This window comes from Nocardia suismassiliense (assembly GCF_900269665.1).
Taxonomy (GTDB): Bacteria; Actinomycetota; Actinomycetes; order Mycobacteriales; family Mycobacteriaceae; genus Nocardia; species Nocardia suismassiliense.
Map to the genome: position 1 here is coordinate 8,753,049 of NZ_LT985361.1, position 13,475 is coordinate 8,766,523.

The window sequence follows — 13,475 nt, forward strand, 5'->3', positions numbered from 1 at the left end:
CTCAGTCCGCGAACGGGTCTCGGACGGAAATAGCCGGGTACTTGCGAAAGTCCCTGTCCCGGCTGTAGATCGTCGACACGCCGTGCTCGAGCATGAGTGCGACGATCACCGCGTCGGGCACCTCGTTGCCGCGTCCGCCACCGACCTGGCGATAGCAACGCCAGAAGTTTTCACCCTCGGCGACCACCCGGATCGACGGCGACGCCAGCACCGCCTCGACTGCCTGCTGTGCCGTCGCGATCGGTAGGGGCGACGAGCAGATCGTCGGGTGCGTGACGATGCGCAGATAGCTCTGCAAGACGGGCCAGAAGAGGGTGGTCAGTTCCGGCCCGCGCAGCAGGTCTTGCACGAGCGCGGCGGCCTGCCGGTGCACCGGCGAACCGGTATCCGAGGCATAGATCAGGACGTTGGTGTCGACGGTGCGCGACATCAAGCATCCACGTCCAGCGCCGCGTACAGCGCGTGCTTGTCCTCGATATCGACTCGCAGGCCCAGAGTCGTGCTCGGCCAAGCGATATCGGCGGCGACTACCTGCGCGTCCTCCGCGAGCGTACGAGCGAGCAGTTCGGAAACCAATTGGCCCAAGGTCTTTCCCTCCCGTTTGGCCCGACGCCGCAGCTGTTCCAAGACGACCGCGTCGATGTCTATTGTCGTGCGCATGCATCTGATGCTACTCGGAATCGCATCTGATGCAAGAGCGGTGACACTGCCGTGCAAGGGTCATGCAAGAGGGGGGCCACACAGTCATCCTCATGACTTCTTTCACACCCACTTCAGCACTCGCCGTCGAGGCGGACGAGCTGGTCAAGGTGTTCGGGGACCAGCGCGCCGTCGACGGGGTGAGCCTGGCCGTGCCGCAGGGTTCGGTGTACGGCGTGCTCGGGCCTAACGGCGCGGGCAAGACCACAACCATCAAGATGCTGGCCACGTTGCTTCGCCTCGACGGCGGCAGCGCCCGCATCTTCGGCCACGATGTGGTCGCCGAACCGACGGCGGTGCGCTCCCTCGTCGGCGTCACCGGGCAGTACGCCTCGGTCGACGAGGACCTGTCGGCCGCCGAGAATCTGATCCTGTTCTCCCGCCTGCTCGGCCTCAGCCGGACCGATGCTCGCCGCAAGACGGTCGAGCTGCTCGAGGAGTTCGACCTGATGGAAGCGGCGGCCAAGCCGCTGAAGAACTTCTCCGGCGGCATGCGGCGCAGGCTCGATCTCGCCGCCAGCCTGATCGCGACGCCGCCGCTGCTGTTCCTCGACGAACCGACCACCGGACTCGATCCGCGCACCCGCGCGCAGATGTGGGAGACCATCCGCAGACTGGTCCGCGGCGGCACCACGGTGCTGCTGACCACCCAATACCTCGACGAGGCCGACCAATTGGCCGACCGCATCGCGGTGATCGACCACGGCAGGGTGATCGCCGACGGCACCGCCGACGAACTCAAGGCCTCGGTCGGCGGTTCCTCGCTGCACCTGACCCTGGTCGACCGCGCTCTGCTCGAGACGGCCCGCCGCATCGTCAGCGAATTCCTCGGCGTGGACGCCGTGGTCACGCCCGAGGCCGGTCGGCTCACCGCACCGCTGCGTGACGCCGGAGTGACCGCCGATCTGCTGATCCGCCTGCGCGAGCGGGAGATCGGGATCGACGAGATCACCGTCAGCAAGCCGAGCCTCGACGAGGTCTTCCTCACCATCACCGGCCACCCGGCCGCCGACAACGATTCCGAACGGAGCGCGGCATGACCACCATCACCGCACCGACCACACCGCGCCGCGCGGCGCCGGTCAACATTCCCGCGGTCAGCAACCGTCTCCCATTGCGCCGCACCGTCGAAACCTCGTTCACGATGGCCTACCGCGGCCTGCTGAAGATCAAGCACAACCCGGAACAGCTGTTCGACGTGACGGTGCAGCCGATCCTGTTCACCGCGCTGTTCGCCTATATCTTCGGTGGCGCGATCGGCGGCAGCGTGCACGACTATCTGCCGACCCTCATCCCGGGCATCCTGGTCCAGACGGTGATCCTGACCTCGGTCGTCACCGGCACCCAGCTGCGCGAGGACATGGACAAGGGCGTCTTCGATCGGTTCAAATCCCTGCCGATCGCCCGCATTTCGGCGCTCGCCGGTGCGCTCATCGCCGACATGGTGCGCTACACCATCGCGACGGTGCTCACCATTGTGGTCGGGCTGTGCCTCGGCTACCGGCCCGGCGGCGGTTTCGCCGGTGTGTTCGCCGCCGCGCTGGTGATCATCGCGTGCTCGTTCGCGGTCAGCTGGATCTGGGCGCTGGTGGGTGTCACCGGCAAGAGTGCCTCCAGCGTGCAGGGCATTTCGATGATCATCATGTTCCCGCTGACGTTCATGTCCGGCGCGCTGGCGCCGGTGCAGACGATGCCGGGCTGGCTGCAAGGCGTGAACCACGTGAATCCCGTGTACTACATGGTGAACGCGTGCCAGGACCTGATGAACGGCAACGTCTACGGCGCCAACCTGGCCTATTCGCTGATCGGCTCGGTGGTGGTGATCGCCGTTTTCGCCCCGCTCGCCGTCAAGGCGTACATGCGCCGGGCATGACAGCCGAAAACCGAAGGGACACCATGCCGGGCGACAGTGGTCGCCCGGCATCGTGTCGTCGGCACATCGAACAGGCGGATCAGCGTGTGTGCTGAAACTCCCGCAATAGCTGCAGGATTCGTTCGGCCGAGGCCTGTCTGCGCAGCGGGACCGCCGCGGCCCGCGCCTGCGCGAACCGGTCCGCACCGAGCAGCCGGGCGGCCAGCTCGGCGTGGGTCGACCAGCGCATGGACGGATAGTCCTGGCGGCAGTACACATTCGGTGCCAAGGCGACCAATTCCAGCCCGCGGATCGGATCCTGCCCGGCGGCGATCGCATACGAGCCGACGGCGCAGGCGATGCCGCCGATCTGCGGCAGATCGGTGTACTGCACCATCATCGCCGGCGCACGCGCGATCAGTTGCTCGACCAACTCTCGCGCCGTCTCGGCCGCGCCGTACAGCACCCGCGCATCCACCGCCGAAGCGGCGAGCATGAGCAGGCCCTGCCCTGGACCGCTGTCGACGTCCGGCCAGCCGGACAGCTTCAATGCCCGGTCGTAGCGGTGCAGACCCTCCGCGATATCGCCCTTGGCGAGTGCCACCTCGGCGGCACTGTGCAGGACGACAGCGAGCAGATGATTCTTCGCCGGAACGGTGTTCTCGACTTCGGATGAGCTGAAGGCAAGGTCGAGCTCGTGCTCGGCCGCCGCCGGTTCGCCCGCCCCCAACAGCGCCGCGACCAGCATGCTGCGGGTCTCGACGGTGTCCTCGTAGGCACCGAGCCGTTGCAGCATGTCGAGCGAACGGTGGTAGTGCACAACCGCTTCCGCGTACTCCGCGATCTGGCCGTATACCTGGCCGAGGTGCCTGCTCACCATGGCCGCGTTCCATACGTTCTCCGGCCCGAAGATGTCCTGCGCGCGGACCGCGTCCACCGTCGAGCCGCGCACGTCGCCGAGGTTCTCCTTGATGTTCGCGCGCAACAGCAGTGCGCTGCCCCGGGTTTCGGCATCCCGGGATCGAACGGCCCGCGCGATCAACCTGGCCAGGCCGCGACCGTCGGGCCTGCACAGCACGAGGCCGCTGACGAAGCGCAGGCTGGAGCTGAGATCGGTACGGCCGCGCTGCATTCGGCGCACCCGGGTACGCATCCGGGCCAGTTCGCGCACCGCGCCGGGCAGGTGGGTGAAGTGCAGGACCATCGTCTGATAACTCATCAGCACCAGATCGGCGGGTGGCGCGTCCGGGCTGCTCGCGTCCGGCTCGAGCGGGGCGATCCGCCTGGCCCAGGCGATCACCTCCATGTGCGAGCCGCGCAGCATCCACAGGCCTGCGACGACCGGAAAGACGGTGTAGGCGGTGTCGGCGTCCCGATTGTCGATCGCGGTGCGCAGCGTCGCGAGTAGATTGTCCAGCTCGGTGGCCACCGACAGCGCGAGCCGCACCTGGTCACCGGTGGCGTAGCCGCCCACCACGTCCACGGCGAAAGCCCTGGCCCACGCCATCATTCGAGCGGTGACCAGATCGGCTTCGCCCGGCCGGGCGGCCAGCTGCTCCTCACCGTATTCGCGAACCGTCTCCAGCATGCGGTACCGGGTGCCGAGCGCGTCCTCGTCCAGCACGGTGAGCAGCGACTGGTTCACCAAACCGTCCACCGCCGCGGCGACATCGTCGATCTCGGGGCCGCCCGCGACCACCTCGGCGGCGGACAAGGTGAAACCGGCTGGGAATCGGCACAATCGGCGCAGGGCAGCCTGCTGCGCGGTGTCGAGTAGATTCCAGCTCCAGTCGATCACGGCGTGCAGGGTGCGGTGGCGCTCCGGCGAACTGCGATCGCCGTGGCGAAGCAGCGAAAACCGGTCGGTCAGGCCGAGATTGATCTCCTCGACACTCATCGCCCGGACCCGCGCGGCGGCGAGTTCGATGGCCAACGGCAGCCCGTCGAGGGTGTGGCACAGCTGCGCGACCACGTCGGGGTCGAGCCGCACACCAGGGCGGATCGACCTGGCCCGCGCCGCGAACAACTCCGTCGCGGGCGACCCGGCCGGATCGATCGTCAATGACGGTAGCGGATAGACGGTTTCGGCGGTGATCATCAACGGCGCCCGGCTGGTGGTCAGCACAGTGAGCCGATCGGCGGCACCGATCAGGTCGGCGACCACCACCGCGACGCCATCGATCACATGCTCGCAGTTGTCCAGGATCAACAGCATGGGGCGCGCGGACACGGCTTCGTGCAGGCGCTTACGGGCATCGACGCGGCTGATCAAGTTGGTGGTGCCGTACGTCAGGTCGCTCAGGCCGAGCACGGCGCTGATCGCGGCCTCGATCTCGACCGGGGCGTCGGCGGCGTCGGCCCGGAGCGAGGCCAGTTCCACCAGCACCACGCGGCGGGCGCCCGCGACGCGGGCACCGACTTCGTTGGCAATGCGCGTCTTTCCCGACCCGCCTGGGCCGAGCACGGTCGTCACCCTGGACGTGCGCAGCAGGGTGTCGAGCGCGGCCAGATCGTCCTCGCGACCGAGTAGTGCGTTGGGCGCCGCCCGCAGACCGATCGCCGCGGGCACACCGAACTCGGTGGTGGCGTCGAGTGGTGCGGGACTGCCGTCGCCGGAAAGTGTTGCAGGGCTGGGTGTCTGCGGACGACTCTCAAAGCGGACGGCAGAACCGTTGGGGCTCAATGGTTCGCCGCGCAGGATCGCGGTGTTCAGCTCGACGAGCGCAGGTCCGGGGTCCGCACCGAGGTGCTCGACCAGCCGAATTCGGAAGGCGGCGAACGATTCCAGGGCCTCGTTGGGCCGGCCCGCCGTGGCGAGCAGTCGCATCACCGCCAGCTGAGCCGACTCGTCCACCGGGTTGACCTCGGCCCGGAGCCGGGCAATGCGCAACGCACCGTCGAGGTCGCCGATCGACTCGCGGGCCGCCAGCTCGAGCGCGTCCAGTTCGGCCAGCCTGCTCGTCGCCGCGGCGTCCAGTGCGTCGGCGACCTCGCCCGGCGGCAGATCGGCGCCGGGTTCGCCACGCCACAGCGCACGGGCCTGCGCGACCAGCTCGAGGCAGCCCGCATCGTCGCCCGCGGTCCGGCAGGCGCGGGCCTGCTGCCCGAGTTCGGCGACGCGCGTCAGGTCCACCTGGCCCGCGGGCAGGGTCAACCGGTATCCGGCGGGCCCGATTTCCAGCGCACCGTCCGGCAGCGCGGAACGCAGCCGGGACACCTGGGTGTGCAGTGCGTTCATCGGCGCGCGCGGCGGCTGCTCGCCCCACACGTCGTCGATCAGCGACTGGGCGCTGCGGCTACGGCCGGGCCGCAACGCCAGAGCGGCGAGCAGCAAGCGCGAACGCGCACCGGGTGGCGCGGTGAGCGCGCCGTCTCGGCGCAGCGCGATCTCGCCCAGCAGGGCGACCACCACCGGTTCACCTGCGGGCGCCCGCAACAGTTGACCGCGACCGTTCGGGCCGCTCTGATCCGACAACATCCCGCGGCCATCGTATGCGAGCGGCGCTGACCGGGCCGACATGGTTTTCACCCCATTTCCAGTGGTCGGTCGCCTACGCTGTGCGCATGGCTGAGTTCGAAGTGGTCCGGCAGGCCGTGATCTCGGCCGAGCCGTCGCGGATTCACGGGCTGATCGATAACCTGCACGAGTGGACCAAGTGGTCGCCGTGGGAGGAGATCGATCCGCAGCTGCAGCGCACCTATTCCGGGCCGGACGCCGGCGTCGGCGCCAAGTACGCCTGGATCGGTGACCGCAAGGTCGGCAGCGGAAACATGGAGATCATCGCAAGCGCCGAGCGCGAGGTCGGTATCCGGCTGATCTTCGAGAAGCCGTGGAAGGCCACCAACCAGGTCGTGTTCGAGCTGAACCCGACCGAGTCCGGTGCCACCGAGGTGGTCTGGCGGATGACCGGCGAGCAGCGGGGGTTGATGCGCGTGCTGTCGAAGGTGATCCCGACCGACCGGATCGTCGGCAAGGACTTCGAGAAGGGGCTCGCCCGGTTGAAGGCGGTCGCCGAGGCCAACGGGCGCTGAGCGGCTGACAGCGGCGGGCGAGCGGGTCCGGACCCGCTCGAGCGCGGGCTCTGAGCGGCCCGGATCCGGTGGCGACATTATGCTGCGGGAATGGCTACTGCAGCGCAATGGATCGAGGGCGCGCGTCCACGCACCCTGCCGAACGCAATCGCCCCCGTGCTGGCAGGCACCGGTGCCGCCGCCTCGCTCGACGGCGCGGTGTGGTGGAAAGCCGTTCTGGCGCTGCTGGTTTCACTGGCCCTGATCATCGGCGTCAACTACGCCAACGACTACTCCGACGGCATTCGCGGCACCGACGACGTACGGGTCGGCCCGGTACGCCTGGTCGGGCAGCGCCTCGCCTCGCCGACGGCGGTGCGCAATGCGGCAATGCTGAGCCTGGGCATCGCGGCGGTGGTCGGCCTCGTGCTGGCGGCGACGACGGCGTGGTGGTTGCTGCTCGTCGGCGTGGCCTGCCTGGCGGGTGCCTGGTTCTACACCGGCGGCAGCAAGCCCTACGGCTACAGCGGATTCGGTGAGATCGCGGTGTTCGTCTTCTTCGGCTTGATCGGTGTGCTCGGCACCGAGTTCGTGCAGGCGGAGCGGATCGACTGGGCCGGTGCGGTGCTCGCGGTCTCGGTCGGCGCGTTCTCCAGCGCGGTGCTCGTCGCGAACAACCTGCGCGACATCCCGACCGACTCGCAATCCGGAAAGGTCACCCTCGCGGTCAAACTCGGTGACCCGCGCACCAGGACGCTGCAGCTCGCCCTGCTGACCGTCCCGTTCCTCGGCACCCTGCTGCTGGTGGCGCGCACCCCGTTCGCGCTGGTCGGCCTGCTCGCCATCCCGCTCGCGGTGCGCGCCAATGCCCCGGTCCGATCCGGCAAGGGCGGCCTGGAACTCATTCCCGCGCTGCGCGATTCCGGCCTGGCAATGCTCGCCTGGTCGGCGCTCACCGCCTTGGCCATCAGCTTCGGGTAACTAGTCGCCGTCCGGGACCAAGATGCCCAGGACCCAGTTGACGATCGAGACGATCAGGCCGCCGATGATCGCCGCCCAGAGGCCGTCGACGCGCAGGCCGTAGTCGGTGGTCTCGGTGATCTTCGCGGTCAGCCACAGCATGAGCGCATTGATCACCAGCAGGAACAGGCCGAGCGTGACGATCACCAGCGGCAGCGACAGCAGCTTGATGATCGGCTTGACCAGTGCGTTCACCACCGTGAACACCACGGCGACGGCGAGCAGGACGATAATCTTGCCGCCGTTGCCGTGCTCCGCCGGACTGATGATGTCGATCTTGTCGACCCAGGCGGCGGCCAGCCAGATGGCTACCGCGTTGATGACCAACCGAATCAGAAGCTGCATGCGCTCATGCTAAGGCGAGTGCCGGGCCTGCGCTCGGCCCGACGCGGCCGACGCCGGACTTCAGCGCGTCATGCGGTGCACCCGGCCGCCGCTTCAGGCCGCGCGATCGAGCAGCGCGAGCACCTTCGGCCGCAACTCGTGTATCCGGTCGGAACCGCCGAGCAGGCCGAAGGTCGTCTGATTGGGGGCACGCAGGATCCCGAGCAGCAGATGCCCGGATTCGATGGCCTTGTCCTTGCGCGCCAGCGCTTCCCGCAGCGACAGTTCGAGCACCTTTTTCGCGTCCCGGGTGAACGGGATGTGCCCGAAGTCGCCGCCGCGACCCCAGCCGAACAGGCCACGCTTCTCCTCCCGCGGTGCCGCGCGATCGAGGGCGTCCTCGCCGAAGTTCTCGGCCAGGGTCTCGCGCACGGCGTCGAGATCGATGCCGATCGAACGCAACGCCTCCGCGTCCTCCGCGCCGAGCGGTTCGCCCTTTCCGCGTTTGGCCAGCGCGCTCATCACACTGTCGTGGGTGATGCCCGCGTCGGCCAGTAGCGCCTTCAGATCGTGCTCGCCCTGCGACAGCAAGCCGAGCAGCACGTGCTCGATCTCGATGGTGGCGGAGCGCAGTTCGCGCGCGTCCTCCTGGGCCGTCACGACGGCCAATCTCGCCGACTTGGTGAACCGTTCGAACATCAGCGGTTCCTGCCTTTCCGGTTGTATTTCTGGTGGGCTGCCTGCTTGCTGACCTCGAGCGCCTCCGCGATCGCCTGCCAGGACCAGCCCTGTTCGCGAGCGTTGGCCACCTGGATCGCCTCGAGGCGTTCGAGCAGCCGTCGCAGGGCGAGCACCGCCCGCAGCCCGACTTCGGGGTCGGGGCTGCCCGCGGCGGCCGCCAGAGTGGTTGCTTCTGTCATGTCGTCAATTTTGATTGACGACAAGGACGATTGTCAACAAAAATTGACGCGCTGCGCGTTCGCTTTCAGCGAAGGAGTGGGCGGACAGCACGAAGGCCACCTTCGATCGGGTGCTGTTCCCGAGTGAAGGTGGCCTTCAATGGATCGTTAAGTAGCGTTCGGCCCGACCCGATGAGAGGTGCTCAGCCCGTCCATTCGCCGGTAGCGGCGAACTTGTCCAGGATCGCGGTCGGTTCGGCAAGGCTCAGGCCCTGGGACTCGACCCACGCGTCATCGAAATACGTTCCGGCATAACGGTCTCCGCCGTCGCACAGCAGCGTGACCACGCTGCCGCCGCGCCCAGCGGCCAGCATCTCGGCGATGATGCCGAATACGCCCCACAGGTTGGTGCCGGTGGAGCCGCCGACTCTGCGCCCGAGCACCCGGCTCGCGTATCGCGCCGCCGCGATGGAGCCCGCGTCGGGCACCTCGATCATGCGATCGACCACCTCGCCGACGAACGACGGCTCCACCCGTGGCCGGCCGATTCCCTCGATGCGCGAAGACATTCCGGTCTCATAACCCGCGTCGCCGGTCTCGTAACCGCCGAAGAACGCGGAGTTCTCCGGATCGACGACGGCCAATTTCGTTGCGTGCCTTCGGTATCGGATATAGCGGCCGATGGTGGCGCTGGTGCCGCCGGTGCCCGCGCCCACCACCACCCACTCCGGCACGGGATGGGACTCCAACGCCATCTGCTGGAAAATGGATTCGGCGATGTTGTTGTTGCCGCGCCAGTCGGTGGCGCGCTCGGCATGGGTGAACTGGTCCATGAAATGGCCGCCGCACTCGGCGGCGAGGCGGGCCGCCTCGGTGTACATGTCGGGTGGGCGTTGCACGAAATGGCAACGGCCGCCTTGCGCTTCGATCAGCGCGATCTTCTGCGGCGAGGTGCTCGCGGGCATCACCGCGACGAAATCCAGTCCGAGCAGCTTCGCGAAATACGCCTCGCTGACCGCGGTGGAGCCCGAGGTCGCCTCGACCACCGTGGTGCCCTCGCCGACCCAGCCGTTGCAGATCGCGTACAGGAACAGGGATCTGGCCAGCCGATGCTTGAGACTGCCGGTGATATGGGTGGATTCGTCCTTCAGATACAACTGGACATTCCACCCGGCGGGCAGCGGGTAGCGCAGCAGGTGGGTGTCCGCGCTGCGCTGGGCGTCGGCATCGATGAGCCGCACCGCGTTGTCCACCCAATCGCGCGGGGTGCTGCGATCGCAGGACTTCACGATGTCCCCTGATTGTCCTCGGGGGCCTCGCCGCGCAGCCGGGCGCGCAACTGGGCCTTGTCGTGCCTGCGGCGTTCGTCCACCACCGCGATGTCCTCGTTGACCCGGGTGCGCAGCCGCTTGAACAGCGTCAGCGACAGCGGCATGGCGATGATCAGCGCGAACAGCGCGGCGACCACCAGCGGGATGTCCACCGACACCAGCCGGGCCACCAGCATGATCAGCACGGTGATCAGCACGACCAGGCCCAGCCTGGCCACCGTGTACAGACCGAGATCGCGGGCGAGCCGACGGCCCGCGCCAGCGGTTTGCTGTCCTGGAGCACCATCAGGTGGAGTTGCGTCACTCACGTCGATCAGCCTATGCGAAGCTGTTGCCCGCGCTCGGCGCACACCTGTTGCCGAGGTCGTAGAGCGTATCCGATTTGTCTATTACTTCCCCTTTACCAACAGTAGGTGGTTCGAGTACCTAGGGGTTTCAGTGCAACGATGTCGCCATCTGATGAGGGAACTGTCGAGAACGGAGAGGTTTGCTATGAGTGCGATCACCGTCGGCGGCCAGGACACCCTGCTGACACCAGGGCAGGTTGCTGCCATGTTCCACGTCGATCCGAAGACGGTCACCCGCTGGGCTCATGCCGGGCGTCTCGGATCGTTGCGCACACCGGGCGGACATCGCCGGTTCCGCGAATCAGAGGTAATGCAGCTGCTCAAGTCGCTCACCACCGAGGCGACCGCACGCTGACTGCGGGCCGCGCGGGCCCATCGTGCCGGGGCCCGCGCCCACCCGTCACACTGATTTCACGGCTGCGGTGTGCGCGGGTTGCGCACGGGACTACCCTCGTAACCAGGAGGTGAGCGACGTGACGTACCTGTTGGCACTCATCGCGGTCGTGGCAGTCGCGGTGTTGTGCTGGAAAGCGTTCGGCCCCGAGAAGACTGCCGGACCGACCGCCGGCCCTACGCGTCCACCGCAGCGCAAGCGTGTCGTCGGCCCGGACGACGACCCGGAGTTCCTCTGGCGGCTATCCCGCCAGCATCGCGACGGAGAACCCGGCAGCACCGAGCGCTGAGCGTTCGCCCCGGATCCCCTTTCGCGCATTACATCTCACCGTCGGCGTAGTTGCGCGCGTGCAACCCTTCGCTCGCGCGTAGTCGGTTCGCGAGCATCGCCAGATAGTGCTGCGCCTCCACGGACAGGCCCGCCGCCGTCTGCGCCAGCCTGCGCAACGCACTGTTGTTCAACTGCTCGACCACACTTCCGTCCGCGTCGACAACCGCAGCCGGGAGATAGGTGAAGTAATCGGAATCCAAGAGCCCGTCTCCTCGAAACTGTGTGCGCAGGATCAGCGCATCGCATGTAGACAGGACACGGCGTTTCGCCGAACGGCACGCCGCGATGGACGTGATGTGCGCCACTACGTTGCCGACGGCGGTTTTCCGAGTGACCGGCGGCCTCGCCCGGAGCCGCGCCGGCGGCCCCGCAAGGAACTCCTGATCCGAAGGCCCCTTGCGCCATCGACTATCGGCCGGCAGAAGTCGAAATGGTAGAAACCACAAGGTATTCAATACTGCACAGTATTCAGTACTGAAAGAAATTTGATACTGCGAGGTATTGAATACCAAAAGGTACTTTCTACATATTTTGCAGCAATATTTTGCGGCATTTACCGCATGTTCCACATCGACACTGTGTAGCGTCTGGATTTCTTGAAACCCCTGATATGACAAGTGGTGGCGCGGTGCTCGGTGTTGATGGCTGTCTGGAACGCATCATGGACATTCCCGGCGCGCGCAGCGCGACCCTGGTGGACGCCGCCAGCGGACTGGCGATCGCCACCGCGGGACTGCACCAGGGTGTCGACCAGCACGAAGCCGCGGCCAGCAGCACCGACGTGGTGCGCGCCGTCCTCGACTGTCCCGCGTTGACGAACGGCCACCACGACGAGAACCTCACCGAGATCATCGTCTGCGGCACCCACGTATATCACCTGCTGAATCTGGTGCACGGCGACTTCGACGGCCGTCTTTTCGTCCATGTCCTCTTGGACGACGACACCGGCAACTTGGCGATGGCGCGGTTCCGGCTGCACGGAATTCTCGCCGAATTCGCCGAGGCCGGTCATGAGCGGTGAGCTCGCCGACGAACTGCGCAAACTGGAAAACGAAAAACGTACCGGTGTGCTGTTCGTCGGCGACGGCGCCTTTCATCTCGCCGAAGGCGCTGTCACCGCCGCCGATTGCCTGCGGACGAGCGGGCTGGCCCGGCTGGTATCGGAAGCGGGCGTAGCGACCGCCGAGGACTGGCGTGCCGCCGAGGGCGGACATCCTGACCGGGTGCTGGCCCAGCCGCGACTGGAAATCCTCGCGCTGCTCTCGGTTTTCGATGCCGCCTACTTTCTGCTCGACAGCCCCGCGACCCCCGAATTCCGGCCCGCGCCACCGCATTGGCTAGCCGCGGTCTGCCGTATCGCGCCACACGTGCTGGTCCAGGAATGTGTGCGCCGCGGCGACTCGGCGGGCACGCCGTGGCCCGCGCGGCTGGTCGACCGCGCGCCGGTCGTGCCGGTCCGCCGCAGCAGACGACGCGTCGTCCTCACCGCGGGCCAGGCCGAGGTGCTTGCCGCCGCCGACACTCGCCGCAGTGTCACCGGGATCGGCGAATACCTCGGCCGCACCACCTATGGCTGCCTGGTGGCGGTGCGGGAACTGACCGCGGCCGGGCTGATCGAGCCGCCGGTCCCGGTGCTGCCCGCCGAGGCCATGGTCAACCCGCTGCGCGCCGACGCCGTACCGCCCCGGCGCCGCCGCGTCCGACCGAGCGGGTCCGTTGCCGCTCAGGACCGCTGGGAACCGGTCGATCCTGGCCTGCTCGTTCGCCTGCGGGCGGCTTTGGAGGATGCGTGACCGCGCGGAAAAGACTGCTCGGCGAACTGATGGGGAGGTTGACCAAGGTGTCGATGTCCGGACCCGAACCGAACGCGGCGGTGCTGGCGGAACTGAAAGCGCTACGCGAACGCGTGCCGCGGCTGACCGGCACGCTGGTGGCCTCCAGCGACGGGCTGCTCGTCGCACACGATCTACCCGCGCACATCGAACCCGGCGGGATGGCCGCGCTGGCCGCCGCGCAGCTGTCGCTGTCCTACCGGCTGGCGACGACCGCACACGGGGGCGGGTTCAACGAGGTCGTGGTGCACGGCGCCGAGGGGCACGTGGTCGTCTACGCGGCGGGCTGGACCTCGTTGACCGTGCTGGCCGGCCCCGAAGTGAACGTCGGCAGGCTCCATCTGGAATCCCGTCCGGTGGCTCGGGCGATCGCCGACCACATGGCGGCCGCCAACGGAAAAGACCAGGCAACGAAAACCGAATGAAAGGAACAGAC

The 13,475-nt window shown here is 67.6% G+C and carries 18 protein-coding genes; 9 read left to right on the plus strand and 9 right to left on the minus strand.

The window, feature by feature from the left end:
* Position 1: 1 nt before the first annotated feature.
* Positions 2-430 carry a TA system VapC family ribonuclease toxin gene (locus DBO33_RS39195; protein WP_107659525.1) on the minus strand — a complete coding sequence of 143 codons (429 nt, stop codon included), beginning with the start codon at positions 428-430 and terminating at the stop codon, positions 2-4.
* Complete coding sequence (locus tag DBO33_RS39200; protein WP_107659526.1) at positions 430-660, minus strand: antitoxin; 231 nt, start codon at positions 658-660, stop codon at positions 430-432. Before DBO33_RS39200 ends, DBO33_RS39195 begins: the two co-directional genes overlap by 1 nt.
* A gap of 92 nt (positions 661-752) precedes the next feature.
* On the opposite strand from DBO33_RS39200, the gene DBO33_RS39205 reads away from it, so the two are divergent.
* Positions 753-1,739, plus strand: a complete 987-nt coding sequence (locus DBO33_RS39205) for an ATP-binding cassette domain-containing protein (protein WP_107660980.1) — start codon at positions 753-755, stop codon at positions 1,737-1,739.
* Positions 1,736-2,572, plus strand: a complete 837-nt coding sequence (locus DBO33_RS39210) for an ABC transporter permease (RefSeq protein WP_107659527.1) — start codon at positions 1,736-1,738, stop codon at positions 2,570-2,572. The genes DBO33_RS39205 and DBO33_RS39210 overlap by 4 nt, the downstream gene beginning before the upstream one ends.
* A gap of 79 nt (positions 2,573-2,651) precedes the next feature.
* Here the strand turns inward: DBO33_RS39210 and DBO33_RS39215 are convergent, their stop codons facing one another.
* The gene (locus DBO33_RS39215; protein ID WP_107659528.1) at positions 2,652-6,029 is read right to left on the minus strand and encodes an AfsR/SARP family transcriptional regulator; all 3,378 of its coding nucleotides are present in this window, start codon (positions 6,027-6,029) and stop codon (positions 2,652-2,654) included.
* Between the two features lie 86 nt (positions 6,030-6,115).
* Between DBO33_RS39215 and DBO33_RS39220 the strand changes: the two genes are divergently transcribed.
* Together DBO33_RS39220 and DBO33_RS39225 are read left to right on the plus strand one after the other, a co-directional pair.
* A complete protein-coding gene (locus tag DBO33_RS39220; RefSeq protein ID WP_107660981.1) occupies positions 6,116-6,583 on the plus strand; it encodes an SRPBCC family protein in 468 nt (155 codons plus the stop codon).
* A 90-nt stretch (positions 6,584-6,673) separates the two neighbouring features.
* Positions 6,674-7,543, plus strand: a complete 870-nt coding sequence (locus DBO33_RS39225; RefSeq protein ID WP_107659529.1) for a 1,4-dihydroxy-2-naphthoate polyprenyltransferase — start codon at positions 6,674-6,676, stop codon at positions 7,541-7,543.
* On the opposite strand, the gene DBO33_RS39230 is transcribed toward DBO33_RS39225, so the two are convergent.
* The 5 genes from DBO33_RS39230 to DBO33_RS39250 all read right to left on the minus strand — a co-directional run bounded on the left by DBO33_RS39230 (position 7,544) and on the right by DBO33_RS39250 (position 10,444).
* Positions 7,544-7,927: a phage holin family protein gene (locus DBO33_RS39230; RefSeq protein ID WP_107659530.1), complete on the minus strand. Its 384-nt coding sequence runs from the start codon at positions 7,925-7,927 to the stop codon at positions 7,544-7,546. It lies immediately after the preceding gene.
* Positions 7,928-8,020: 93 nt separating this feature from the next.
* On the minus strand, positions 8,021-8,605 hold the full coding sequence (locus tag DBO33_RS39235; protein WP_107659531.1) for a Clp protease N-terminal domain-containing protein: 585 nt from the start codon (positions 8,603-8,605) through the stop codon (positions 8,021-8,023).
* Positions 8,605-8,826, minus strand: a complete 222-nt coding sequence (locus tag DBO33_RS39240) for a helix-turn-helix domain-containing protein (RefSeq protein ID WP_107659532.1) — start codon at positions 8,824-8,826, stop codon at positions 8,605-8,607. Before DBO33_RS39240 ends, DBO33_RS39235 begins: the two co-directional genes overlap by 1 nt.
* A gap of 182 nt (positions 8,827-9,008) precedes the next feature.
* Positions 9,009-10,094, minus strand: a complete 1,086-nt coding sequence (gene cds1, locus DBO33_RS39245) for an L-cysteine desulfhydrase Cds1 (protein ID WP_107659533.1) — start codon at positions 10,092-10,094, stop codon at positions 9,009-9,011.
* Positions 10,091-10,444, minus strand: coding sequence for a DUF4229 domain-containing protein (locus tag DBO33_RS39250; RefSeq protein WP_107659534.1), 354 nt, complete (start codon positions 10,442-10,444; stop codon positions 10,091-10,093). The genes cds1 and DBO33_RS39250 overlap by 4 nt, the downstream gene beginning before the upstream one ends.
* A 184-nt stretch (positions 10,445-10,628) precedes the next feature.
* Here DBO33_RS39250 and DBO33_RS39255 point away from each other — a divergent pair, with 184 nt between their 5' ends.
* Together DBO33_RS39255 and DBO33_RS39260 are read left to right on the plus strand one after the other, a co-directional pair.
* Positions 10,629-10,838 carry a BldC family transcriptional regulator gene (locus tag DBO33_RS39255; RefSeq protein ID WP_040739417.1) on the plus strand — a complete coding sequence of 70 codons (210 nt, stop codon included), beginning with the start codon at positions 10,629-10,631 and terminating at the stop codon, positions 10,836-10,838.
* 118 nt (positions 10,839-10,956) lie between these two features.
* Positions 10,957-11,166 (plus strand): hypothetical protein, encoded by a 210-nt coding sequence (locus DBO33_RS39260; RefSeq protein WP_107660982.1) that lies wholly within the window; start codon positions 10,957-10,959, stop codon positions 11,164-11,166.
* Between the two features lie 28 nt (positions 11,167-11,194).
* Here the strand turns inward: DBO33_RS39260 and DBO33_RS39265 are convergent, their stop codons facing one another.
* On the minus strand, positions 11,195-11,407 hold the full coding sequence (locus tag DBO33_RS39265; protein ID WP_107659535.1) for a hypothetical protein: 213 nt from the start codon (positions 11,405-11,407) through the stop codon (positions 11,195-11,197).
* Between the two features lie 410 nt (positions 11,408-11,817).
* On the opposite strand from DBO33_RS39265, the gene DBO33_RS39270 reads away from it, so the two are divergent.
* The 3 genes from DBO33_RS39270 to DBO33_RS39280 are packed head-to-tail and all read left to right on the plus strand — an operon-like array spanning position 11,818 to position 13,464.
* Complete coding sequence (locus DBO33_RS39270) at positions 11,818-12,228, plus strand: hypothetical protein (RefSeq protein ID WP_234391278.1); 411 nt, start codon at positions 11,818-11,820, stop codon at positions 12,226-12,228.
* Positions 12,218-13,000 (plus strand): hypothetical protein, encoded by a 783-nt coding sequence (locus tag DBO33_RS39275; protein ID WP_107659537.1) that lies wholly within the window; start codon positions 12,218-12,220, stop codon positions 12,998-13,000. The genes DBO33_RS39270 and DBO33_RS39275 overlap by 11 nt, the downstream gene beginning before the upstream one ends.
* Positions 12,997-13,464 (plus strand): roadblock/LC7 domain-containing protein, encoded by a 468-nt coding sequence (locus DBO33_RS39280; RefSeq protein ID WP_234391280.1) that lies wholly within the window; start codon positions 12,997-12,999, stop codon positions 13,462-13,464. The genes DBO33_RS39275 and DBO33_RS39280 overlap by 4 nt, the downstream gene beginning before the upstream one ends.
* The last annotated feature ends 11 nt before the right edge of the window (positions 13,465-13,475 follow it).